The sequence below is a fragment of the Microbacterium sp. NPDC056736 genome, from assembly GCF_042790415.1.
In the GTDB taxonomy this organism is placed as follows: domain Bacteria; phylum Actinomycetota; class Actinomycetes; order Actinomycetales; family Microbacteriaceae; genus Microbacterium.
Genome location: NZ_JBHTZE010000001.1, coordinates 294,250 through 316,522 on the forward strand (window position 1 = coordinate 294,250; position 22,273 = coordinate 316,522).

19 protein-coding genes are annotated in these 22,273 nt (G+C 72.5%); 10 read left to right on the top strand and 9 right to left on the bottom strand.

Features of this window, described 5'->3' with window-relative positions; all coding sequences use genetic code 11:
* The first annotated feature begins 28 nt into the window (after positions 1 to 28).
* On the top strand, positions 29 to 1,396 hold the full coding sequence (locus tag ACFRAL_RS01340) for a glucose-6-phosphate dehydrogenase (protein WP_378878897.1): 1,368 nt from the start codon (positions 29 to 31) through the stop codon (positions 1,394 to 1,396).
* Positions 1,397 to 1,441: 45 nt separating this feature from the next.
* Here ACFRAL_RS01340 and ACFRAL_RS01345 read toward each other — a convergent pair whose 3' ends face one another.
* Positions 1,442 to 1,858: a VOC family protein gene (locus ACFRAL_RS01345; protein ID WP_336394193.1), complete on the bottom strand. Its 417-nt coding sequence runs from the start codon at positions 1,856 to 1,858 to the stop codon at positions 1,442 to 1,444.
* 133 nt (positions 1,859 to 1,991) lie between these two features.
* Here ACFRAL_RS01345 and ACFRAL_RS01350 point away from each other — a divergent pair, with 133 nt between their 5' ends.
* Genes ACFRAL_RS01350 through xdhC form a run of 3 tightly spaced genes read left to right on the top strand, consistent with a single transcriptional unit; the run spans position 1,992 to position 6,710 of the window.
* A complete protein-coding gene (locus tag ACFRAL_RS01350; RefSeq protein WP_378878899.1) occupies positions 1,992 to 3,419 on the top strand; it encodes a xanthine dehydrogenase small subunit in 1,428 nt (475 codons plus the stop codon).
* A complete protein-coding gene (xdhB, locus tag ACFRAL_RS01355; protein ID WP_378878901.1) occupies positions 3,416 to 5,872 on the top strand; it encodes a xanthine dehydrogenase molybdopterin binding subunit in 2,457 nt (818 codons plus the stop codon). The genes ACFRAL_RS01350 and xdhB overlap by 4 nt, the downstream gene beginning before the upstream one ends.
* A 4-nt stretch (positions 5,873 to 5,876) precedes the next feature.
* Positions 5,877 to 6,710, top strand: a complete 834-nt coding sequence (gene xdhC, locus ACFRAL_RS01360; protein ID WP_378878903.1) for a xanthine dehydrogenase accessory protein XdhC — start codon at positions 5,877 to 5,879, stop codon at positions 6,708 to 6,710.
* A 20-nt stretch (positions 6,711 to 6,730) separates the two neighbouring features.
* Here xdhC and ACFRAL_RS01365 read toward each other — a convergent pair whose 3' ends face one another.
* The 3 genes from ACFRAL_RS01365 to ACFRAL_RS01375 form a co-directional block, all read right to left on the bottom strand.
* A complete protein-coding gene (locus ACFRAL_RS01365) occupies positions 6,731 to 7,222 on the bottom strand; it encodes a nucleoside deaminase (protein ID WP_378878905.1) in 492 nt (163 codons plus the stop codon).
* A 108-nt stretch (positions 7,223 to 7,330) separates the two neighbouring features.
* Complete coding sequence (gene rraA, locus ACFRAL_RS01370; RefSeq protein ID WP_378878907.1) at positions 7,331 to 7,798, bottom strand: ribonuclease E activity regulator RraA; 468 nt, start codon at positions 7,796 to 7,798, stop codon at positions 7,331 to 7,333.
* A gap of 91 nt (positions 7,799 to 7,889) precedes the next feature.
* Entirely contained in the window at positions 7,890 to 8,426 is a 537-nt protein-coding gene (locus ACFRAL_RS01375; RefSeq protein ID WP_378878909.1) for an ArsR/SmtB family transcription factor, read from the bottom strand.
* 57 nt (positions 8,427 to 8,483) lie between these two features.
* On the opposite strand from ACFRAL_RS01375, the gene ACFRAL_RS01380 reads away from it, so the two are divergent.
* The 5 genes from ACFRAL_RS01380 (at position 8,484) to ACFRAL_RS01400 (ending at position 13,472) form a co-directional block, all read left to right on the top strand.
* Entirely contained in the window at positions 8,484 to 9,917 is a 1,434-nt protein-coding gene (locus tag ACFRAL_RS01380) for an MFS transporter (RefSeq protein WP_378878911.1), read from the top strand.
* Positions 9,918 to 10,072: 155 nt separating this feature from the next.
* The gene (locus tag ACFRAL_RS01385; RefSeq protein WP_378878913.1) at positions 10,073 to 11,233 is read left to right on the top strand and encodes a type III polyketide synthase; all 1,161 of its coding nucleotides are present in this window, start codon (positions 10,073 to 10,075) and stop codon (positions 11,231 to 11,233) included.
* A gap of 70 nt (positions 11,234 to 11,303) precedes the next feature.
* Entirely contained in the window at positions 11,304 to 12,008 is a 705-nt protein-coding gene (locus tag ACFRAL_RS01390; protein ID WP_378878915.1) for a methyltransferase domain-containing protein, read from the top strand.
* On the top strand, positions 12,001 to 13,161 hold the full coding sequence (locus tag ACFRAL_RS01395; RefSeq protein WP_378878917.1) for an FAD-dependent oxidoreductase: 1,161 nt from the start codon (positions 12,001 to 12,003) through the stop codon (positions 13,159 to 13,161). Before ACFRAL_RS01390 ends, ACFRAL_RS01395 begins: the two co-directional genes overlap by 8 nt.
* Positions 13,158 to 13,472: a hypothetical protein gene (locus tag ACFRAL_RS01400; protein WP_336394182.1), complete on the top strand. Its 315-nt coding sequence runs from the start codon at positions 13,158 to 13,160 to the stop codon at positions 13,470 to 13,472. Before ACFRAL_RS01395 ends, ACFRAL_RS01400 begins: the two co-directional genes overlap by 4 nt.
* Positions 13,473 to 13,519: 47 nt before the next feature.
* On the opposite strand, the gene ACFRAL_RS01405 is transcribed toward ACFRAL_RS01400, so the two are convergent.
* The 4 genes from ACFRAL_RS01405 to ACFRAL_RS01420 all read right to left on the bottom strand — a co-directional run bounded on the left by ACFRAL_RS01405 (position 13,520) and on the right by ACFRAL_RS01420 (position 20,437).
* The gene (locus tag ACFRAL_RS01405) at positions 13,520 to 15,154 is read right to left on the bottom strand and encodes a glycoside hydrolase family 10 protein (RefSeq protein WP_378878921.1); all 1,635 of its coding nucleotides are present in this window, start codon (positions 15,152 to 15,154) and stop codon (positions 13,520 to 13,522) included.
* Between the two features lie 82 nt (positions 15,155 to 15,236).
* Positions 15,237 to 16,079, bottom strand: a complete 843-nt coding sequence (locus tag ACFRAL_RS01410; protein ID WP_378878924.1) for a UbiA family prenyltransferase — start codon at positions 16,077 to 16,079, stop codon at positions 15,237 to 15,239.
* 376 nt (positions 16,080 to 16,455) lie between these two features.
* Entirely contained in the window at positions 16,456 to 18,672 is a 2,217-nt protein-coding gene (locus tag ACFRAL_RS01415) for an AAA family ATPase (RefSeq protein WP_336394179.1), read from the bottom strand.
* Positions 18,673 to 18,769: 97 nt separating this feature from the next.
* Positions 18,770 to 20,437: a SulP family inorganic anion transporter gene (locus ACFRAL_RS01420; protein ID WP_378878928.1), complete on the bottom strand. Its 1,668-nt coding sequence runs from the start codon at positions 20,435 to 20,437 to the stop codon at positions 18,770 to 18,772.
* A gap of 196 nt (positions 20,438 to 20,633) precedes the next feature.
* On the opposite strand from ACFRAL_RS01420, the gene ACFRAL_RS01425 reads away from it, so the two are divergent.
* Positions 20,634 to 21,044 (top strand): hypothetical protein, encoded by a 411-nt coding sequence (locus ACFRAL_RS01425; RefSeq protein WP_336394177.1) that lies wholly within the window; start codon positions 20,634 to 20,636, stop codon positions 21,042 to 21,044.
* Between the two features lie 31 nt (positions 21,045 to 21,075).
* On the opposite strand, the gene ACFRAL_RS01430 is transcribed toward ACFRAL_RS01425, so the two are convergent.
* Positions 21,076 to 22,116 (bottom strand): GlxA family transcriptional regulator, encoded by a 1,041-nt coding sequence (locus ACFRAL_RS01430; protein ID WP_378878931.1) that lies wholly within the window; start codon positions 22,114 to 22,116, stop codon positions 21,076 to 21,078.
* Between the last annotated feature and the right edge of the window lie 157 nt (positions 22,117 to 22,273).

The window sequence follows — 22,273 nt, forward strand, 5'->3', positions numbered from 1 at the left end:
CGCAGCGGTCGCTGGCTAACGTGGGCGCATGTCGGCGGAGACCACGCTTCTGATCCTCGGCGCCTCGGGCGACCTCACCTCACGACTGCTGCTGCCGGCGCTCGGCCAGCTGCTCACCCTCGAGCCGCACCGCCGCATCCGGCTGCGCGGCGCCGGCATCGACGACTGGGACGACGCGCACTGGCGCGAGACCGTGCGGCGCTCGTTCGAGTCGGCCGGATTCGCGGCGGCATTCGACGCGATCGCCGAGACGACCTACCAGCGCGCCGACATCACCGACCCCGGCGACCTCGCTCGCCTGCTGTCCGACCGCGACGGCCGGCTCGCCCTCTACTTCGCCGTACCGCCCGCCGTCACGAAGGCGGCGTGCGAGGCGCTCGTCGGCGTCGAGATCCCCGAGGGGACGGTGCTCGCGCTCGAGAAGCCGTTCGGCGTCGACGAGGTGACCGCCCGCGCGCTCAATGCGACGCTGGAGCGCCTGGTGCCCGAGGCGCAGGTGTTCCGCATCGACCACTTCCTCGGCCGGTCGACGACGCTCAACCTGCTCGGCGTGCGCTTCGCCAACCGCATCTTCGCACCGGTGTGGTCGGCGCAGCACATCGAGTCCGTCGTCATCCGCTACGACGAGACGCTCGGGCTCGAGGGACGTGCCGGCTACTACGACCGGGCCGGGGCCCTCGCCGACATGATCCAGAGCCACCTGCTGCAGGTGATGGCGATCCTCGCGATGGAGCCGCCGGCGACGCTGCACGAGCGCGACTTCCGCGACGCCACCTCGGCCGTGCTGCGCGCGACGCACGTGTGGGGCGGCGATCCCGCGACGGCCTCGCGGCGGGCGCGCTACACCGCGGGCACCATCGGCGAGCGGCAGCTGCCGTCCTATGCGGACGAGCCCGGCGTCGACGCCGCACGCCAGACTGAGACGCTCGCGGAGCTCGTGTGCGAGGTGCGCAACGAGCGGTGGCGGGGCGTGCCGTTCACGCTGCGCTCGGGCAAGGCGCTCCCCGAGAAGAAGGGCGAGGTCGTCGTGACGTTCCGCCGCGTCAACCACGTGCCGGAAGGTCTCGTCGGCCAGGCGCCGGGATCCGTCCTGCGCTTCTCGCTGGGACCCGACCACATGGACCTCGAGCTCAACGTCAACGGCGGCGACGACCCGTTCGAGCTCGAGCGCGCGACGATCGGGGCCGACCTCGGCGAGGGCGCGCTCAAGGCCTACGGCGAGGTGCTGTCGGGCATCCTCGACGCCGACGCCACCCTCGCGGTGCGCGGCGACGCCGCCGAGGAGTCCTGGCGCATCGTCGATCCCGTGCTGGCCGCCTGGCGCGCCGGCGAGGTGCCGCTCGAGGAGTACCCCGCCGGGTCGCTGGGCCCCGAAGGCTGGCCGGTGCTGCCGTGACGGATGACGGATGCCGCGGGCCGCGGCATCCGTCTCTCGCAGCCGTCAGCCCGCGCCGCCCAGCATCTGCGGCGCCATCTCGCCCACCGCGATGACGTTGCCCGCCGGGTCGCGGAACCACGCGATGTCGGGACCGCCCTCGAAGCCCCGCGAGATGCCCTTCTCGTCGGTGCCGTAGTCCGGATCGGTGTAGATCTTGGTCACCACGCCTCGCGCGTTGAGGTCGTCGACGGCGGAGTCAACGTCGTCGACCTCGAAGTTGAGGATGGTGAAGACGGCCGGCTCGTGGTCCTCCTTCGGGTAGACGAACACGTGGCCGCCGCCGGGGAGGGCGATCGTGAAGCCGCCGCCCATCTCCTCGTAGACGGTCACGTTCAGCCCGAGCGTGTCGCGATAGAAGGCCGCGGCTGCGCCGATGTCGGGTACGGCGAAGCTCGAGAACGGCCGATCGGGTGTGAACATGCCAACCTCCCAGTGTGTGTCCCACGGCAACGATCCTCTTGCCCCGTGGGCGTGTCCAGAGGGGCGTCGCTCACCGTCGGCCGACAGTCGCGCGGCGTAGACTCCGGGCATCCATACGAACAGTGACACCGCAGTGACAGTCAACGGGCGGCCCCGGCCGCTCGCCGGCACGCCCCCGCACGCCTCCGCGCTGGACTGGCTGCGCGGCCTCGGCCTGACCGGCGCGAAGGAGGGCTGCGCCGAGGGCGAGTGCGGCGCGTGCGCGGTGCTGCTGGCCACCCCGACGCCAGACGGCGGCACGTCCTTGACGCCGGTGAACGCGTGCCTGCTGCCGGCCCTCGCGCTGGACGGCCAAGAGGTCGTCACCGCCGAGGGGCTCGGCTCGCCCGACGACCTGCATCCGGTGCAGGAGGAGCTCGCGGCGGCCGGCGGCTCGCAGTGCGGATACTGCACGCCCGGCTTCGTGTGCAGCATGGCCGCCGAGTTCTACCGGCCGGACCGCGCGCCGCAGGACGCCACCGCCGAGCACGGGCCGAACGGGTTCGACCTGCACGCCATCGGCGGCAACCTCTGCCGCTGCACCGGCTACCGCCCGATCCGCGATGCCGCGTTCGCGCTCGGGATGCCGCAGCCCGGCGACCCGCTCCGGGAGCGGCTCGACGCGCCTGCGCCCGAGGCCGTCGCCACCGATGAAGAGGTGGCGGGCGCGCGCTTCGTGCGGCCGGCGTCCCTCGACGAGGCGCTCGTCCTCCTGCGCGACGAGCCCGCCGCGGTCCCGGTGGCGGGATGCACCGACTGGGGCGTCGAGGTGAACCTGCGCGGCGCCCGCGCGCCGATCGTCGTGGCCATCGACCGGCTGGCCGAGCTGCGCGCCGTCGAGGTGGGCGACGACGTCATCCGCGTCGGCGCCGCCGTTGCGCTGTCCGACGTCGAGCGCTCCCTCGGTGAGCGCGTGCCGCTCCTCGGGCAGCTGCTCCCCCAGTTCGCGTCGCGGCTGATCCGCAACCGGGCCACCCTCGGCGGCAACCTGGGCACCGCGTCGCCCATCGGGGACGCCGCCCCGGCGCTGCTCGCGCTCGGGGCCGAGGTCGTGCTCGTGTCCGCCGACGGCGGCGAGCGCGCCGTCGACCTGGCGGACTACTTCACGGGCTACCGCACCACCGTCCGGCGCCCGGGCGAGCTCATCCGCGAGGTGCGCATCCCCGCGTCCGGCCACTCGATCACGGCGTTCCACAAGGTCTCGAAGCGGCGCTTCGACGACATCTCGTCGGTGGCGGTCGCGGTCGCGCTCGACCTCGAGGACGGAATCATCGCGCGCGCCCGCATCGGACTGGGCGGCGTCGCCGCCACGCCGCTGCGTGCGTACGCCACCGAGCGGGCGCTCATCGGACGCCCGTGGGACGCCGACACGGCACGGGCGGCCTCCGCCGTGCTCGAGGGCGAGGGCACGCCCATGAGCGACCACCGCGCCGGAGCGGCGTACCGCGCGCGGATGCTCGGCACGGCGCTGCTCGCCCTGCACGCGGGCGCCGCATCCGATCCGGCGGAGGTGCCGGCATGAGCGGGCTCGCCGATCGCCCCGAGAACCCCGTGGTCGGCCGGCCGGCCGTGCACGAGAGCGCCGCGCTGCACGTCACCGGCGCCGCCGTGTACACCGACGACCTCGCGGCACGCGCGCACGGCGTGCTCACCGCGTGGCCGGTGGCCTCGACCTCGGCGCACGCCCGGGTGACGCTCGACGTCGGCCCGGCCGCCGCCGTGCCGGGGGTCGTCCGCGTGCTCACCGCCGACGACGTGCCGGGCGTCAACGACGCCGGAGTCAAGCACGACGAGCCGCTCTTCCCGTCCGAGGCGATGTTCCACGGGCACGCACTGGCGTGGGTGCTCGGCGAGACGCCGGAGGCGGCGCGGCTGGGCGCCGCCGCCGTGGTCGTCTCGTACGAGTCGCTGCCGTCGCTCATCACGGTGCCCGAGGCCATCCAGGCCGGGTCGTTCCAGGGCAAGGCGCTGACGATCGAACGCGGGGACGCGGCATCCGCCCTCTCCTCCTCCGCCGTCGTGCTCGAGGGCGTGAGCGAGTGCGGCGGGCAGGAGCACTTCTCGCTCGAGACCCACGCGGCCTTCGCGGTGCGCGAGCCCGACGGGCGGTACTTCGTCGAATCGTCGACGCAGCACCCGTCCGAGACGCAGGAGATCGTGGCGCACGTGCTCGGCGTCGCGTCGAGCGAGGTGACGGTGCAGTGCCTGCGCATGGGCGGGGGGTTCGGCGGCAAGGAGATGCAGCCGCACGGGTTCGCCGCGATCGCCGCGCTCGGGGCGAAGCTCACCGGCCGCCCGGTGCGGCTGCGTCTCACCCGCGCGCAGGACATCACGATGACCGGCAAGCGGCACCCGTTCCACATGTCGTGGCGCGTCGGCTTCGACGCCGACGGCCGCCTGCAGGCGCTGGAGGCGACGCTGACGTCGGACGGCGGGTGGAGCCTGGACCTGTCGGAGCCGGTGCTCGGCCGCGCCCTGTGCCACGTCGACAACGCCTACTGGATCCCGAACGTGCGCGTGCACGGACGCGTGGCGAAGACGAACAAGCCCTCGAACACCGCGTTCCGCGGGTTCGGCGGGCCGCAGGGCTCGTTCCTGATCGAAGACATCCTGGGCCGCGCGGCTCCCGTGCTGGGGCTCGACCCGCTCGAGCTGCGCGAGAAGAACTTCTACCGCCCCGGGCAGTCCACGCACTACGGGCAGCCGGTCAAGGACGCCGAGCGCATCTCGGTCATCTGGAACCAGCTCCGCGCCGAGAGCGACCTCGACGCCCGGCTGCGCGAGGTCGCGCAGTTCAACGCCGCCCACCCCGATCGCAAGCGCGGGCTGGCGATGACCCCCGTGAAGTTCGGCATCTCGTTCACCTTCACGTCCTTCAACCAGGCCGGCGCGCTCGTCATCGTCTACCGCGACGGCTCGGTGCTCATCAACCACGGCGGCACCGAGATGGGGCAGGGACTGCACACGAAGATGCTGCAGGTCGCCGCGACCGCTCTCGGCGTGGAGCTGCACCAGGTTCGGCTGGCACCCACCCGCACCGACAAGGTGCCCAACACCTCCGCCACGGCGGCGTCGTCGAGCGCCGACCTCAACGGCGGCGCGATCAAGATCGCGTGCGAGGAGATCCGCGGCCGGCTCGCCGCCGTCGCCGGGCGCCTGCTCGGCGTCGACGAGCGCGACGTGCGGTTCTCGGGCGGCGAGGTCTTCGCGCTCGGCGGCACCGGGCCGCGTCTGACGTTCGCGGAGGTCGTCGCCGCCGCCTACCTGCAGCGCGTGCAGCTCTTCGCCGCGGGCTACTACCGCACCGAGGGCCTGCACTGGGACGCCGACCGCCAGCAGGGGTCGCCCTTCAAGTACTTCGCCTACGGCTGCGCGGCCACCGAGGTCGAGGTCGACGGGTTCACCGGCGCCTACCGGCTGCGGCGGGTCGACATCGTGCACGACGCCGGCGACTCGCTGTCGCCGCGGCTCGACCTCGGGCAGGTCGAGGGCGGCTTCGTGCAGGGCGTCGGCTGGCTGACGCTCGAGGAGCTGCGGTGGGATGACGGCGACGGCCCCGCCCGCGGCCGCCTGCAGACCCCGTCGGCGAGCACCTACAAGCTGCCGAGCCTGTCCGAGATGCCGGAGGAGTTCCACGTGCGGCTCTTCGACGACGCCCGCGAGGACGGTGCCGTGTACGGCTCGAAGGCCGTCGGTGAGCCGCCGCTCCTGCTCGCCTTCAGCGCCCGCGAGGCCCTCCGGCAGGCGGTCGGGGCGTTCGGCCCGCAGAGACGCAGCGTCGAGCTCGCCTCCCCGGCGACACCCGAGGCGGTGTTCTGGGCGGTCGAGGCCGCGCGCGCCGCCGACGGCCACGGGGCGGAGCCGCGTCAGGCGGAGGCATCGGTCGACGGCAACGGAGGCAAGCCGCGCACGGCCGAGGCATCCGTCGACGACTCCGGCACGAGCGAGACCGGCCTGCTCACGGCGGGCCGCTGAGGCCATGGACTGGCTCGACGCGGTGCAGGCACTGCGTGCCGCACGAACGCCGGCCGTCATCGTGACGCTGGCGATAGTGCGCGGGCACGCCCCGCGCAACGGCGGCGCGAAGATGGTCGTCTCGCCCGCCGAGGTCTTCGGCACGGTCGGCGGCGGCAACCTCGAGGCGACCGCCGTGTCGCGGGCGCGCGCGATGCTCGAAGCCGGCGCGGCCGAGCCCGACCTGCTCACGCTCACGCTCAGCGACAAGGCGACGACGGACTACGGGGTGCAGTGCTGTGGAGGCGAGGTCACGCTGATGCTGGAACCGGTGCGGGTCGTCCCCTCCATCGCCGTGTTCGGACTGGGCCACGTCGGCCTCGAGCTGGCGCGCATCCTCGCCCGCCAGCACGTCGACCTGCACCTGGTCGACTCCCGCGACACCATGCTGGAGCCCGCCCGGCTCGGCGTGGACGGCGCGCCGGGGCCGCTGGGCGACGCCGTCGCGCACGTCTTCGTGCACCACGCCCCTGTGCCCGAGTCCGTGCTGCCCGAGGTGCCGGCCGGAACGCACGTGCTCGTCATGACCCACGATCACGCCGAGGACCTCGCGATCGTCGATCAGGCCCTGCGCGTCGAGGGCATCGGCTCGATCGGGCTCATCGGCTCGCGCTCGAAGTGGGCCCGCTTCCGCGCGCGATTGACGGATGCCGGGCACGACGACGCCGCGCTGGCCCGCGTCGTGACCCCCATCGGCCTTGCCGAGGTCGCCGGCAAGCAGCCCGCCACGATCGCGGTGAGCGTCGCTGCGCGCCTGCTGCAGCTCATCGAGGAGACCGCCCCCGTCGCGGGTTCCTGAGCCGGCTCTCGCGGCGGGGCTCAGTACTCGATGCGGGTGGCGGTGCGGTGCCACTCCGTGAAGGGGGCGACCCTGACCTCGTCGGGGAGGGCGACGGATGCCACCGGCATGGCCTCGCGGTGCTCCGGGCCGCCGTCGAAGTACTGGTAGAAGCGGGCGTCGTCGAACCCGGCGGCGGCCGCGTCCTCGCGGTCGGCGGCGAAGTACACGCGGTCCACCCGCGCCCACAGCGCCGCGCCGAGGCACATCGGGCAGGGCTCGCAGCTCGCGTACAGCGTCGCCCCGCTGAGGTCGAACGTGCCGAGCCCCTGGCAGGCGCGGCGGATCGCGGTGACCTCGGCGTGGGCGGATGGGTCGAGGTCGGCGGTCACCCGGTTGACGCCCTCGAACACACGGCCGTCGGCCGACACGACCACGGCGCCGAACGGCCCACCCGCGTTGCGGACGTTCTCGGTCGCGATCTCGATGGCGCGGGCGAGGTGACGGGCCGGTTCCCGGTCGAAGGAGGACACGCTTCACCCTACGAGCGGGCGACGCCGCGCGCACCGCACCGCGCCGCGACCCCGCCCGTCTCGGCGCTCGGCGTGGCGTCGGGGTCGGTGCCCGGCGTGGCGCCGGGGTCAGCGCTCGACGAGCACGCCGTCCGCGTCGGCCCAGACGTGCCTGCCCGGCGAGAACACCACACCGGCGATCTCCACCGGCACATCCACCTCGCCGGCGCCGGCCTTGGCGCTCTTGCGGGGATTCGACCCGAGCGCCTTGACGCCGAGGTCGAGCGCCGCGAGCGCGGCACGGTCGCGGACCGCGCCGTGCACGATGATGCCGGACCAGCCGTTCTCGACGGCGGAGCCCGCGATGAGGTCGCCGACGAGCGCCGACTCGAGCGAGCCGCCCCCGTCGACGACGAGCACCGCGCCGTCGCCGGGCGTGGCGAGCACCGACTTCACGAGCGCGTTGTCGCGGTGGCAGCGCACGGTGCGGATCGGCCCGTCGAAGGCCACCCGCCCGCCCAGGTCGCACAGCTGCAGCGCGAGCGAGTCCAGCTCGTCGCCGCGATCGTCGTACAGGTCGGCCGTCGCGGTGGTCATGGGCTCAGGCTATGACGCGGCCGCGGGGCGCGGCATCCGTCATCGGCAGAAGTTCCCACACCCTTCTGCCGGCCGCAAGAAGCGCCGCCCCTCAGCCGGCCGCGGGCGGATTCTCGTCGGGGTGCAGCGTGCTGAAGAACGAGTACGTGTCGCCGTCGGGGTCGGGACCACGCTCCTTGAACTCGTTGACGAGCTCGTACAGCCGGTGCTGGAACTCCTCCCGGTGCTCGGCGGTGAGCTTGAGGCCGAGCCAGGTGGTGTCGAGGTCGTCGGGATCGATGCCCTCGATCTGCTGCAGGAACGTCTCGATCAGCACCGGCGAGCCGCCCGGCATCGACGTGCGCCACGACAGCCCGGTCGCGCGGTACGGCACCTCGCGGGCGCCCTGCGCGCCGCTGCGCTCGGGCTCGGCGGCGAGGTATCCGGTCTGCACGAGTGTGCGCACGTGATGCAGCATCGTGCCGGGGTTCATGCCGAGCAGCTCGGCGAGCTCCTTGTTGGTGCGCGACTCGAACGCGCACAGTCGCAGCACGCGCAATCGCAGCGGCGAGCTCAGCGCACGCATGCGGGCCTCGGCCTCGGGATCCCCCGCGCGCAGCTCGATGCGCTCCTCGCCGGCGTCCGCCATGCCCTCAGCGTACAAGAGTGATTGACAGTCCTCAATCAGTCGTTCAGACTGATTGACATGTCCCAATCAGACGAGCCGGCGGTGGCGGACGACATCGACGACGGCGTGCGCGCCGAAGCGTCCACCCCCGTCTCGCGCGCCAGCGCCGAGGGCGCGGTGGAGGCGGATCAGGATGCCGCCGCCCCCGCCGCCGCGCGCGCCGCGGCGCCGAAGGGCTCGCTGTGGCGGGACCGCAACTTCCTCACACTGTGGGGCGGCCAGGCCTTCAGCCAGTTCGGCGCCCAGATCACCGAGCTCGCGGTCCCCGTCCTCGCCGTGCTGGCGCTGAACGCCACCGAGTGGGAGGTCGGCCTGCTGAACGCGGCGCAGGTCGCAGCCTTCCTCGTGGTCGGCCTCCCCGCCGGCGCCTGGATCGACCGCATGCGCAAGCGCCGCGTCATGATCTGGGCCGACCTCTTGCGCGCCGTCGCCCTCGCCTCGCTGCCGGTGCTGGCGATCCTCGGCGTGCTCGAGATCTGGCACATGATCGTCGTCGCCCTCGTCATGGGCGTCGCGACCGTCTTCTTCGACGTCTCGTACCAGAGCATCATCCCGTCGCTGGTGCGCTCGAACCAGATCGCGGAGGCGAACGGCAAGCTGCAGTCGACGTACGAGCTCGCCAACATCGCCGGACCCGGCATCGGCGGCTGGCTCATCGGCGTTCTCACGGCGCCACTGGCGATCCTCGCGACCGTCGCGACCTACCTCGTGTCGTTCGTGGCGCTGCTCTTCACCCGCGACCACGAGCAGCTGCGGGCCCCCGAGGACCGCAAGCCGCTCGTCCACGAGATCGGCGAGGGCCTGCGGTGGGTGTTCGGCAACCCGCTGCTGCGACGCATCGTCGGCACCACCGGCGGGGGGAACTTCTTCGGCACGATCGCCACCACGCTTCTGCCGATCTTCCTGCTGCGGGACCTCGGATTCACGCCCGAGATGCTGGGGCTGGTCTTCTCGGTGGGCGCGATCGGCGGCGTCGTGGGCGCCATCGCCACGCCGCGCATCGTCGCCCGGCTGGGTGAGGCCCGCGCGATCCCGGTCAGCGCCATCGCGTTCTGCGTCGCGCCGTTCTTCCTGCCCGTCGCGTCGCTCTTTCCGGCGCTCGCCTTCCCGTTCCTCGCGGTGCAGGGCTTCATCATGAGCTTCACGGTCCTGCTGTACAACATCACGCAGGTGACGTTCCGCCAGCGCATCACCCCGCCGCGGCTGCTGGGCCGCATGAACGCGTCGATCCGGTTCGTCGTGTGGGGAGTCATGCCCATCGCCGCACTGCTGGCCGGCGCACTCGGCACCTGGATCGGCACGGTGCCGACGCTGTGGATCGCGGCCGCCGGTCAGCTGCTGGCGTGCCTGTTCGTGGCGATCGGCCCGTTCTGGCGCATGCGGGAGCTGCCCGACGCGCACGCCGAGCACACCGCGCCTCTCGAGAAGCGGGCGGACCGCACCGAGGACTGACGGAAGATCCGGATGCCGCGGCCCGTCGTGCAGGGGCGGGTCGCGGCATCCGCCCCTGCCGTCGCCTGCAGGGGCGGGTCGCGGCATCCGTATCCCAGGTCCGAAGATCTGGCAATCCGATGCGTTCCGGCGTCCGGGCATGCTTAGGTTGCTCCATGACGGCCCGCATCGTCTCGATCGGCACGGCGGTTCCTCCGACCCGCATCCAGCAGGACGACGTCCGCGCTCTCTTCGCCGCGCAGGACGGCGTGGACCGGCTGACGCGGCGGCGCATCCAGGCCGTGTTCGACGCGTCGGCCATCGAGCGCCGTCACACCGTCGTCGACGAGCTGGCGGCCCTGCCCGGCGTCCTCGGCGATTCCGCCGAGCGCACCTTCCTCGGCGCGGACGGACTGCTTCGTTCCCCCACGACGGGCACCCGCAACGACCTCTACACGCGCCTCGCACCGGGGCTCACCTCCGCGGCCGCGCGTACCGCGCTCGCCGACAGCGGGATCGAGGCATCCGCCGTCACACACGTCGTCACCGTCTCGTGCACCGGGTTCTTCGCCCCCGGCCCGGACTACCGGCTGGTCCGCGACCTCGGGCTGCCCACGACGGTGGAGCGCTGCCACCTCGGGTTCATCGGGTGCGCGGCGGCGCTCCCGGCGCTGCGGGTCGCGACCGCCCTCGCGCACACGCGGCCCGACGCCGTCGTGCTGGTGGTGTGCGTGGAGCTCTGCTCCCTGCACGTGCGCGCGTCGTCGGACCCGCAGCAGATCGTCGCGGCATCCGTCTTCGCCGACGGCGCGGCCGCTGCTGTCGTCACGGCAGACGCGGAGATCGGGCGTCCGGGCGGGCTGGAGCTCGAGCGATTCGGGACGGCGCTGACCGACGAGGGCGAGACCGACATGGTCTGGACCATCGGCGACAACGGGTTCGAGATGGTGCTCTCGGCGGAGGTGCCCCGCATCATCGGGCGGGAGATCCGCGGCGCGGTGACGCGCTTCGTCGGCGACGGCGAGCCGCCCGCGGCGTGGGCGGTGCACCCCGGCGGTCGCAGCGTGCTCGACCGGGTCGAGGCGGGGCTGGAGCTCGCCCCCGACGCCCTCGCCGCCTCGCGCACCGTGCTGCGCGAGTACGGCAACATGTCGAGCGCCACGATCCTGTTCATCCTGGCGGCGCTGCTGCGCGACGACGCCCTCGCCGACGGGACGCGGGTCGCGGGGCTCGCCTTCGGTCCCGGCCTGACGGTGGAGTCGGCGCTGCTCACGCGACGGCGGCCCGCCGGCCTGGAGGTCGACCGGGGGTCGCTCGCCATGGCGGCCACGGCATGATGGCGGGCGTCGCCGGGGGCTCGGGGGCTGCGGGGAGCGTGGCGTTTGCGGCGAGCGCGGGGGTTCGGGCGTGAGTCTCGCCGTCCGCGACGAGCGGCTCGCCGAGATCATGGACGACCCCGCGTGCGACCCGGAGCGCCTGCGCGCGACGCTGCAGCGCTTCGAGACCGTGAATCGGCTGATCTCGGGATGGGGCACCGTGTACCGCACCATGCTGCGGCCGCACCTCGCCGGACTGGGGCGGCCCGCCCGCGTGCTCGACATCGGGTCGGGTGGCGGCGATCTCGTCGCGCGGCTCGCGTCCGCCGCGCGGAGCGACGGCCTCGACGTGTCGTGGGTCGGCGTCGATCCTGACGCCCGCGCGCACGAGGTCGCGGAGTCGCGCGAGCCGATTCCCGGGGCGACGTTCCGATGCGCGGATGCCGCGACCCTCGTCGACGAGGGCGATCCGTTCGACGCCGTGCTCTCGAACCACGTTCTGCATCATCTCAACGGTGACCTCGAGCGGTTCGCGGCCGAGTCCCGCGCGCTGTCGAGCGGGCTCGTGCTGCACAGCGACATCGCCCGCTCCCGCGTCGCCTACGGGCTGTACGCCGTCGGGATCACGCCCTTCCAGGCGGGCACGTTCCTGCGCACGGACGGGCTGCGCTCCATCCGCCGCAGCTACACCCCCGGCGAGCTCGCGGCGCGCCTCGACGACGCCGACCCCGGCGCATGGACAGTGCGGATCCCGGTGCCCTTCCGACTCGTCGCCGCGGCGCAGGGCGATGGCTGACGTCGTCGTCGTCGGGGCCGGGCCGGTGGGCATGCTGCTCGCCGGCGCGCTGCGGCGGCGAGACATCGACGTCGAGGTGCTCGAACGGCGCCCCGCCGCGGGGGACGGAACGCGGGCCATCGGCATCCATGCACCCGTGCTGTCGACCCTCGAGGCCTCGGGCGTGACGGATCGCCTGCTCACGCACGCGGTCCGGGTGCACCGCGGGGAGGCGCGCTCGAACGGGCGGCTGCTCGGCACGGTGCGGTTCGACCGGCTTGCGACCCGCTTCCCCTTCGTGGCGACCCTGCCCCAGGCCGCGACCGAGGCCGTGCTCGCGGCCGACGCGCCGGAGCCGCTGCGCGGAGCGAACGTCATGGCGGTGCTGCCGCGCGCCGAAGCCGTGGTGGTGCGCGCGGGCATCGGCGGCCGCCCCGTCGAGCTCGAGGCGAAGCTCGTCGTGGTCGCGGCGGGCGCGGGCGGGCGCGACCTCGTCTACCGGCCGGGCGCCGTGCGGCGGCGCGAGTACCCCGACCGCTATCTGATGACGGATGCCACCACCGGCCACCACGCCGACCCCGACGTCGCGGTGGTGCACCTGGACCGGGACGGCGTGCTGGAGTCGTTCCCCCTCCCGGGTGGCTCGCGACGGTTCGTGGCGTGGGACGACCCTCGCGCCGACGACGACCCCGCCGCTCAGGCGCAGCGGCTGCGCGACGCGCTCGCCCGCCGCGGCGAGCACGCCGCGGCGGACGCGGTGCAGACGGCGACGGCCTTCGGCGTGCGCCGGGTCGTGGCGCCCCGGCTGCGCAACGGGCGCATCTTCTCGATCGGCGACGCCGCGCACGAGGTCAGCCCGATCGGGGGCCAGGGCATGAACCTCGGCCTGCTCGACGCCGCGACGCTGGCACCGCTGCTCGCCTCGTGGGTGACGACCGGCTCGGCGCCCGACGTCGAGCTGGCGCGCTGGGAGACGCGGCGCCTGCGCTCGGCCCGCCTGGCCGCGGCGCTCGCGTCGATGAACACGGCGCTCGGCCGGCCGCTCCGTGCCGCCGACGCCGCGCGGCGGGCTGGGGTGCGGGCGATGCTCGCGCCGCCGTCGGCGCCGCTCTTCGCCCGCGCGTACGCCATGGGCTTCGACGCGGACGCCGAACGAGGGTGGAGCCGCGGATGAGCGCTGCCCACGCGGCATCCCGTCGCATCGAGCTGACGCTGCACAAGCCCTGGTTCGCGCTCTACGCCGGCGTCAAGCCGACGCTCGTCATCGACGGGCGCGGTCAGCCGACGCAGTGGGGCCTCGGCACGTGGCAGGTCCCCGCCGACCGGACCGTGACGCTCGGCGTCTTCCTCTTCAACCGGCTCTGGCGCTTCGGCCAGGCCGAGTTCACGCTCGAGCCGGACGACCCGCCGGCCGTGGTGTACCGGGCGCCGGTGCTGCCCTTCACCGCCGGCCGGATGCGCACGCCGACGAACAGACCCGCCTAGTCCCGGCGCGGGCCGTCCCCGGGCACCGTCAGCGAGCGCGCACGCCGCTACTCGGTGACGCGCACGCCGCTGGCCGCGCTCTCGTTCCAGACCCGGTCGAGGGCGGTGACCGCGTACGTGTACACCGCGCCGGGCTCTGCGGTCGCATCGACGAAACGCTGCACCACCCCGGGCTGCGCGCGCCGTGTGGCCACGAGGTGGGCGGCATCCTCGGTGTCGATCGCGGCGACCTGGCCGTCAGCACGATAGACGGCGAAGGACGTCGCGCGGGCGCTCGGGGGTGCGGCATCCGACCACTGCACCGTGACTCCGCCCGCGCCGTGCACGGCGTTCGCGAGCACGGGCGTGCGAAGGTCGCCGGCCGGCAGCCACGGCATCGCCGGCACGATCGCCGGACGCGAGTAGTGGTCGGCGCGCACGATCGACATCGACCCCTTCGGGTCGGCGGGCACGTGCTTGGCAGAGAAGTACACGTTGCCGTGCACAGGGGCGCGCGTCGCGTCGATCTCGCGGTCGAACGTCAGATGATTCGAGAGCTCGGCCGGATCGGTGAAGACGCCCGAGGTCACCTTGTAGAGCGCCTCGCCGATGTAGAGGTGCGTGCCCGATGTCGCCGCCACGTCGGCCCACCACGGCACCAGCTTCGCGTAGTCTGCGACCGCGAGCCCGAACTGCCAGTAGATCTGAGGGTTGATGTAGTCGAGCCATCCCTCGAGCACCCACTTGCGGGTGTCTGCGAACTGCATGTCGTAGGACTGCGAGCCGCCGGTCTCGGAGCCGAGCGGGTCGGTCGTGCGGTTGCGCCAGATGCCGAACGGGCTGATCCCGAACTTCACCCACGGCTTCAGCGCCTTGATGCGCTGAGAGACCGAGTGCACGAAGGTGTTCACGTTGTGGCGCCGCCAGTCGGCGATGTCCTCGAAGCCCGCGCCGTGCGCGGCGTAGGTGGCGGCATCCGGAATCGTCTGCCCGGCCACCGGGTAGGGGTAGAAGTAGTCGTCGAAGTGCACGCCGTCGATGTCGTAGTTCTCGACCGAGTGCAGGATCGCCTGCTGGATGTGCTCCTGCGCCTCGGGCAGGCCCGGGTCGAAGTAGAGCTTGCCGCCGTACGCCCAGATCCAGTCCGGATGCACGCGGGCGGGGTGGTCGGGCACGAGTGCCGAGGGGTCGGCACCCATCGACACCCGGTAGGGGTTGTACCAGGTGTGCAGCTCGAGGTTGCGGCGGTGGGCCTCCTCGACGATGAACGCGAGCGGGTCGTAGCCCGGGTCGCGACCCTGCACGCCGGTGAGGTACTGCGACCACGGCTCGAGCGGGCTCGGCCAGAACGCGTCGGCGGTGGGGCGCACCTGCACGAACACCGCGTTCAGGTGGAACTGCTCGGCGACATCGAGCCAGTGGAGGAACTCGGCCTGCTGATCGGCGGCGCTGAGCCCGGTGCGCGACGGCCAGTCGATGTTGACGACCGACGAGATCCACATCGCCCGCAGCTCGCGCTTGCGCGGTGCGAGGGCGGATGCCTCGGCTCCCGCGGTCGCGGCGAGCGCCGGGGTCGGGCTCAGCGTGCCGATCGTGACGGTGAAGGCGGATGCCGCGGCGCCCGCGACAGCGAGGGTGAGGAAGCCGCGCCGGTCGAGGCCGGGCGAGAGCTGGGGTTCGTGGGGCGTGCGGTCGAGGGGCATCGTCGATCCTCCTGGTCGGTTCGTTCTGGAAGATACTTCCAGAACTTGTCCGATATGTGAAGGGTTGCTTCCGGACGGGCCCTCAGGCGGCGAGCGCCTCTCCGGAGGCGACGAGCTGCACCGCGAGCAGCAGGGCGGCGAGCATGACGAGCCGGAACAGCAGCCGGCTCGGCGGACGCGTGGCCGCGAGCCACGCGGTCGCGCCGGCGAGGACGACGACCGCGGTGAAGAACACCCACGACACCGGCCGCACGGCGGCGAGGTCTCCTCCCGCGGCGCCGAGCAGCACCGCGACTGCGCCGCCCACGACGCCGATCGCCGCGACGATGGCCGAGACGCGGGGGCCGAGCCGGTGCGGCAGGCCGCGCACGCCCGTGCGCGCGTCGTCGTCGAGGTCGGGCAGCACGTTGGTGAGGTGCACGGCCGCCCCGAGGGCGGCGCCCGCGATCCACGCCCACCCCGGCGCGAACGCCGGGTCGGGCGCCGCCAGTGTCGCCAGCGACGGGAACAGCCCGAAGCTGACGAGGAACGGCACGATCGACCAGGGCGTTGACTTCAGCCCCCCGTTGTACGCCCACGCCGAGCCGAGGGTGAGGGCGTGCGCCGCCAGCATCCGCCATCCGAGCGGTGCCGACAGCACGAGGGCCGCGGCGAGCAGTCCCCCGGCCGCGCCCCACGCCACGCCGAGCCGGACGTCGCCCCGCGCGAGCGGCTTGTCGGCGCGGCCGACCTCCCGGTCACGCGCGGCGTCGAGCGCGTCGTTGGAGATGCCGATCGACAGCTGGCCGGCGAACACCGCGAGCGTCAGCAGCACCAGCCGCCAGGGCTCGAGGCCGGTCGCGATCCCCAGCGCCAGGGCGAGCGCCGTCACGACGAGGGTGGGCCCGGGATGCGACGAGCCCCACAGGGCGCGGACGGAGCGCATCCTCGATGCTCTCACGCCCCGCCCCTCGGGCGCGGCGGCGGGCCCAGCTGGCTACGGCGAGCGCCTCGGGCTGCGGCATCCGTCCCCCTCCACGCAGGCGAAACACCACGAACGCGACGGGACACCACGGGATCGGGCGGTGTCTCGTCGCGTCTGCGGTGTCTCGTCGCGTCTGCGGTGTCTACTCCGGGAGACGCCGGGCGAGAGGCGTGGCATGGGGACTGGCGCCACGGGCTGCGGCATCCGTCCCTCTCCACGCAGGCGAAACACCACGAACGCGACGGGACACCACCGGATCGGGCGGTGTCTCGTCGCATCTGCGGTGTTTACCCCCGCGCCGCCGCACACCGCGCCCCGCGCCGCGAGGCGCCCGGCGTCAGTCGTCCAGCAGCTCGGCCTCGATCACGTCGTCGTCCTCGGCCACCGGCGGGGCGGATGCCACGGGGCCGTCGCTCGTCAGCACGAGCTGCGAGCCGTCGGCCGCCACGTCGACCCGGACGATGTCGCCGTCGCGCACGCCGCCCGACAGCAGCGCCATCGCGAGGCGGTCCTGGATCTCGGACTGGATGAGGCGGCGCAGCGGCCGGGCACCGAACACGGGGTCGTAGCCGCGCTCGGCGAGCCACGCGCGCGCGTCGGGCGTGACGGCGAGGGTCAGGCGGCGGTCCTTCAGCCGCCGCTGCAGGGCGTCGACCGTGAGCTCGACGATCTGGGCCAGATCGTCCTCGCTGAGCGCCGAGAACATCACGACGTCGTCGAGGCGGTTGAGGAACTCCGGCTTGAACGCCTGCCGCACGATCGCCATGACCGACTCGCGCTTCTGCTCGAACGACAGCGTCGGGTCGATGAGGATCGGCGAGCCGAGGTTCGAGGTGAGGATCAGGATCACGTTCGCGAAGTCGACCGTGCGGCCCTGGCCGTCGGTGAGACGCCCGTCGTCCATGACCTGCAGCAGCACGTCGAACACCTCGGGGTGGGCCTTCTCGACTTCGTCGAGCAGCACCACCGAGTAGGGGCGCCGCCGCACGGCCTCGGTGAGCTGACCGCCCTGCTCGTAGCCGATGTAGCCGGGAGGGGCGCCGACCAGGCGCGAGACGGTGTGCTTCTCGCCGTACTCCGACATGTCGATGCGCACCATGGCGTGCTCGTCGTCGAAGAGGAAGTCGGCGAGCGCCTTCGCCAGCTCGGTCTTGCCGACGCCGGTGGGACCGAGGAACAGGAAGGACCCCGTCGGACGACCCGGGTCGCTGATGCCGGCCCGGCTGCGGCGCACCGCGTCGGCGACGGCCTTCACCGCCGACTTCTGGCCGATGAGGCGCTTGCCGAGCTCGCTCTCGAGATGCAGCAGCTTCTCGCTCTCGCCCTGCAGCAGGCGCCCGACCGGGATGCCGGTCCACGCCGCGATGACGGCAGCGATGTCCTCGTCGGTGACCTGCTCGTTGACCATGCGGTCCTCCGACGACGCGGCCTCGGCCTGCTCGGCCTGCGCGATCTCGACCTGGAGGCGCTTGATCGTCTCGTACTCGAGCTTGGAGGCGCGCGTGTAGTCCGCCTCGCGCAGCGCGCGGTCGCGGTCGATGATCGCCTGGTCGAGCTGCTTCTTCAGCTCGCCGACCCGGTTCAGGCTCGCGCGCTCGCGCTCCCACCGCTTCTCGAGCTCGGAGAGCTCCGCCTCGGCGGTGCCCATCTGCTCGCGCAGCTTCGCCAGCCGCTCCTTCGACGCGGGGTCCTTCTCCTTCTTGAGCGCCAGCTCCTCGAGCCGCATGCGGTCGAGCTGACGGCGCAGCTGGTCGATCTCGAGCGGGCTCGAGTCGATCTCCATCTTGAGGCGGCTCATCGCCTCGTCGATCAGGTCGATGGCCTTGTCGGGAAGCTGACGGGAGGGGATGTAGCGATTGGAGAGGGATGCCGCGGCCACGAGCGCGCCGTCGCTGATGGTCACCCCGTGGTGGGCCTCGTACCGACCCTTGAGCCCGCGCAGGATCGCCACGGTGTCCTCAACCGATGGCTCGCCGACGTACACCTGCTGGAAGCGACGCTCGAGGGCGGCATCCTTCTCGATGAACTCGCGATACTCGTTGAGGGTGGTGGCGCCGATGAGGCGCAGCTCGCCGCGCGCGAGCATCGGCTTGAGCATGTTGGATGCCGCGACCGACCCCTCGCCGCCGCCCGCGCCCATCAGCACGTGCAGCTCGTCGATGAACGTGATGATGCGTCCGTCGGACTCGGTGATCTCCTTGAGGACGGCCTTCAGCCGCTCCTCGAACTGGCCGCGGTACATCGCGCCCGCGACGAGCGCGGAGATGTCGAGCGTCACGAGCTCCTTGTTCTTGAGGGACTCCGCGACGTCGCCCGCCACGATCCGCTGGGCGAGGCCCTCGACGACGGCGGTCTTGCCGACGCCGGGCTCGCCGATGAGGACGGGGTTGTTCTTCGTGCGGCGGGTCAGCACCTGGCTGACGCGCCGGATCTCGCTGTCGCGCCCGATGACGGGGTCGAGCTTGCCCTGGCGGGCGCGGTCGGTGAGGTTGATCCCGAACTGCTCGAGGGCGCTCTGCGCGTCCTCCTGCCCGGGCTGCTGCGTGGCGTTCATCTGTCTCCTGAGATCTTGGGACCCGACTTCGCAAAGTTGAGTCGTTGTGACTCAAGTTTACCAGCGCATGCCGCTGAGCGCCAGCACCGCTCGGCGCTCAGCGTTCCCGCAGCTCGTCGCGCGCGTCGTCGTACGCCGCGCGGAGGGTCTCGCCGACCCACTCGGAGCCGCGGTACACGTTGCGCTCGCCGATGATCGCGGTGAGACCGCCGGCGTCCAGCTGCGAGATGACCCGATCCGCGGTCGCGACGATCTTGAGCGTCGAGCCGGCATCGCGCAGCTGCGCGGCGAACCGCCGCAGCACCTCGACATGCGACAGCCCGATCTCGTCCGTTCCCCGCAGCCGCACGACGACCACCGAGCCGCTGGACTCCCGACTGACGTCCGGCAGCTGACGCTCGAACACCGGCGCGCTGGCGAAGAAGAGGCTGCCGTACGGCTGGAGCACGAGCACCTCCCCCGCCGGGACGACCGGGGGCGGGTCGCTCTCGCGCATGCGCCCGTCGGGAGACAGGTGCACCGCGCGCACCCGCACGCTGTTGGACTGCTCGGCGACGTAGAGGATCACGCCGAGCCCGACCCCCACCAGCACCGCGAACTGCAGCGGGATGATCAGGGTGAGGCCGAAGGTGACGGCCATGACAGTGGTGGGCAGCGCGCCCGATTTCATCACCGAGTACACGCGGCTCGGCTTGATGGCCCGCCAGCCGACCACGATCAGCAGGCCGGCGAGGGCGGGCATGGCCACGAACGCGACGACATCGGCCGCGAGGAAGACGACGAGCGCCATGACGATGCCCGCGATGAAGAGCGCCATCCGCGACTTCGCGCCGGCCTGCACGATGAGCGACGAGCCCGACATCGACCCGCCCACGGGCATGCCCTGGAACAGCCCCGACACCACGTTGCCCAGCCCCTGCCCGAGGAAGTCGCGGTTGGCGTCGGCGCGCTTCCCGCTGGGCGTGGGGATCCCCGCCGAGACCGCCGCGCCCTGCACGAGCCCGATGAAGGTCAGCGAGAGCGCGGGGATGAGCAGCGACGGCACGTCGGCGATGCTGGGCAGCACCGGCGCCGGCAGGCCCCGCGGCACGTCGACGATGTCGCGCAGCAGCACGACCTCGCCGCGCACCCAGAGGTTCAGCAGCACCGCGCAGACCGATCCGACGACGACGGCGATGACGAGCCCCATGCTGCCCACCCGCGTCGGCAGCAGCACCACGATCACGAGCACCGAGATCGCGCCGACGACGAGCGAGGGGATGTTCCACTGCCCGATGTGCACCAGCACGTCGAGGGTCTTGAGCAGACGGTTGGCGCCCTCCGCCTGGTAGCCGGTGAAGTTCGACAGCTGGCCGAGGACGATGTTGACGCCGATGGCCGTGACGAAGCCCGTCATCACCGCGGTCGGCACGAAGCTGATCAGGCGCCCGCCGCGGAGGAGCCCCGCGATCGCCATGATGATGCCGGTGAGGATCGCGAGGGTGAAGAGGCCACGGCCGGGGTCGGGCAGCCGGTCGAGCTCGGCGTCCGAGACCACGAGCGCCATGGCGCTGGTGGTCTGGACCGCCATGAAGGCGCTGCTGGTCAGCGCGGCCGCACCCACCATCCCGAACAGGTAGCCGTAGAGCCCGGCCAGCGGGTTCACGCCGGCGAGCAGACCCGCGGCGAGCCCGTCGGGCACCGCCTCGACGCCGAGGATCACCCCGGCGACGGCATCCTTGCGGAGAGTCGCGCGCGAGAACCACGTGCGCGGGTCGAGCGCCATGCGTTTCACGGTAGCGAAGGCCACCGCCCTGCGGTCGGGCCGACCCCTGGCCGGGGCACCGCGGGACGAATTTCACGCGACCTGTGTGACGAGGTCTCTTCCCAGGGTTCTCCCAGGCTCGCTAGCGTGTCGATCGACGCAGGCCTCCGGCTCGCGCCGCAGTCCGGCACCCTCGCCGCCACGAAAGGACGCTCACATGACCGACAACGACACCACCGTCACGGGATGGGTGGGCTGGGGCGTCTTCGCCGCCGTGGTCCTCATCATCGCCGGCACCATCGACGCCTTCCACGGCCTCCAGGCCCTGATCGGCCCCGACACCGCGTTCTTCGTCGGCGAGTCGGCGCTGTTCTCCCTCGACATCCAGTCGTGGGGCTGGTGGCACCTCATCATCGGCCTGCTGCTGATCCTGACCGGCATCGCGCTGCTCACCGGCGCGACGTGGGCGCGGGTCGTGGCCATCATCCTCGTCTCACTCAACGCGATCGGTCAGCTGACCCTCATCGCCGCGCAGCCATGGCTGTCGCTCGCGGTCCTCGCGCTCGACGTCCTGGTGATCTACGCGCTCACGGTCCACGGTCGCGAGCTGAAGGGCTACGCCCGCTGAGCCGCGCCCGGCACGCCTGACGCCCTGCGCGTCAGGCCACCGGCTCGAGAACGGATGCCTCGGCCACCGCTTCGGCGGCGGCCGGGGCATCCGTCATCGCGGCGTCGCCGCACTCCTCGTCGAGGTTGCAGGCGAAGCGTGCGCGGTACGCGGTCGGCGTGATGCCGAGCACGCGCGCGAAGTTCTGCCGCAGCACGGCGGCCGAGCCGAAGCCGGACTCGTACGCGATGCGGTCGAGCCCGAGGTCGGTCTTCTCGAGGAGGCGCTGCGCGTGGATGATGCGCTGACGCGCGAGCCACGCGGCCGGCGTCGCACCGTGGTCGGCCTTGAAGCGGCGGGCGAACGTGCGCGGCGACATGTGCGCCTTGGCGGCGAGCTGGTCGACGGTGAGCTCGAGACGCAGGTTGTCGAGCATCCAATCGGTCACCGGCGCGAGCGAAAGCGACGTCGTGGCGGGCAGCGGGTTGGCGATGAACTGCGCCTGTCCGCCGTCGCGCTGCGGCGGCACCACCATGCGGCGGGCGATGATGTTCGTCAGCTCGGCGCCGAGCTCCTGGCGCAGCAGGTGCAGGCACGCGTCGAGGCCGGCGGCTGTGCCGGCGCTGGTGATGATGCGGCCGTCCTGCACGTAGAGGACGTCGGGGTCGACGTCGATGGACGGGTACATCTCCTTCATCTTCTGCGCGTACATCCAGTGGGTGGTCGCGCGTCGCCCGTCGAGCACCCCTGAGGCGGCGAGCACGAACGACCCGCTGCAGACGCTGAGCACCCACGCGCCGCGGGCGACCGCCGCGCGGATCACGTCGAGCACGCGCTCGTCGATGCGGCCCCAGTACTGATGCGGAACCGGCGACACGACGACGAGGTCCGCCTCGTAGGCGAAGGACAGGTCCTCATGGACGTTGATCGAGAAGCCCATCTTGGACTCCACGACCCCGGGATCGGGAGTCACGACGCGGAAGTCGAAGCTGGGGATGCCGTCCTCGGAGCGGTCGAGGCCGAAGGCCTCGCACGCGACGCCGAACTCGAACGGGGCGAACCCGTCCGTCACGATGCAGGCGACCGTCTTCATCTCGATCCCTCGTCTCATCTCGTTCGCCGCGCCGATCAGGCGTGGCAGTTTTCGTTCGTTGTATGTCTATCCTGCCACTCGTGGCAGTTACAACGCAAGCGTAGCGTTTCTGCCATGTTCATGGTGATTCTCATCTCAGCCCTGTCCGTGGCGGCCA

Excerpts from the sequence above, each read along its gene's own strand:
- ACFRAL_RS01340 (WP_378878897.1), top strand. The coding sequence starts at position 29 with ATGTCGGCGGAGACCACGCTTCTGATCCTCGGCGCCTCGGGCGACCTC.
- ACFRAL_RS01345 (WP_336394193.1), bottom strand. The coding sequence starts at position 1,858 with ATGTTCACACCCGATCGGCCGTTCTCGAGCTTCGCCGTACCCGACATC.
- xdhB (WP_378878901.1), top strand. The coding sequence starts at position 3,416 with ATGAGCGGGCTCGCCGATCGCCCCGAGAACCCCGTGGTCGGCCGGCCG.
- xdhC (WP_378878903.1), top strand. The coding sequence starts at position 5,877 with ATGGACTGGCTCGACGCGGTGCAGGCACTGCGTGCCGCACGAACGCCG.
- rraA (WP_378878907.1), bottom strand. The coding sequence starts at position 7,798 with ATGACCACCGCGACGGCCGACCTGTACGACGATCGCGGCGACGAGCTG.
- ACFRAL_RS01375 (WP_378878909.1), bottom strand. The coding sequence starts at position 8,426 with ATGGCGGACGCCGGCGAGGAGCGCATCGAGCTGCGCGCGGGGGATCCC.
- ACFRAL_RS01380 (WP_378878911.1), top strand. The coding sequence starts at position 8,484 with ATGTCCCAATCAGACGAGCCGGCGGTGGCGGACGACATCGACGACGGC.
- ACFRAL_RS01385 (WP_378878913.1), top strand. The coding sequence starts at position 10,073 with ATGACGGCCCGCATCGTCTCGATCGGCACGGCGGTTCCTCCGACCCGC.
- ACFRAL_RS01395 (WP_378878917.1), top strand. The coding sequence starts at position 12,001 with ATGGCTGACGTCGTCGTCGTCGGGGCCGGGCCGGTGGGCATGCTGCTC.
- ACFRAL_RS01400 (WP_336394182.1), top strand. The coding sequence starts at position 13,158 with ATGAGCGCTGCCCACGCGGCATCCCGTCGCATCGAGCTGACGCTGCAC.
- ACFRAL_RS01405 (WP_378878921.1), bottom strand. The coding sequence starts at position 15,154 with ATGCCCCTCGACCGCACGCCCCACGAACCCCAGCTCTCGCCCGGCCTC.
- ACFRAL_RS01410 (WP_378878924.1), bottom strand. The coding sequence starts at position 16,079 with ATGCGCTCCGTCCGCGCCCTGTGGGGCTCGTCGCATCCCGGGCCCACC.
- ACFRAL_RS01415 (WP_336394179.1), bottom strand. The coding sequence starts at position 18,672 with ATGAACGCCACGCAGCAGCCCGGGCAGGAGGACGCGCAGAGCGCCCTC.
- ACFRAL_RS01420 (WP_378878928.1), bottom strand. The coding sequence starts at position 20,437 with ATGGCGCTCGACCCGCGCACGTGGTTCTCGCGCGCGACTCTCCGCAAG.
- ACFRAL_RS01425 (WP_336394177.1), top strand. The coding sequence starts at position 20,634 with ATGACCGACAACGACACCACCGTCACGGGATGGGTGGGCTGGGGCGTC.
- ACFRAL_RS01430 (WP_378878931.1), bottom strand. The coding sequence starts at position 22,116 with ATGAAGACGGTCGCCTGCATCGTGACGGACGGGTTCGCCCCGTTCGAG.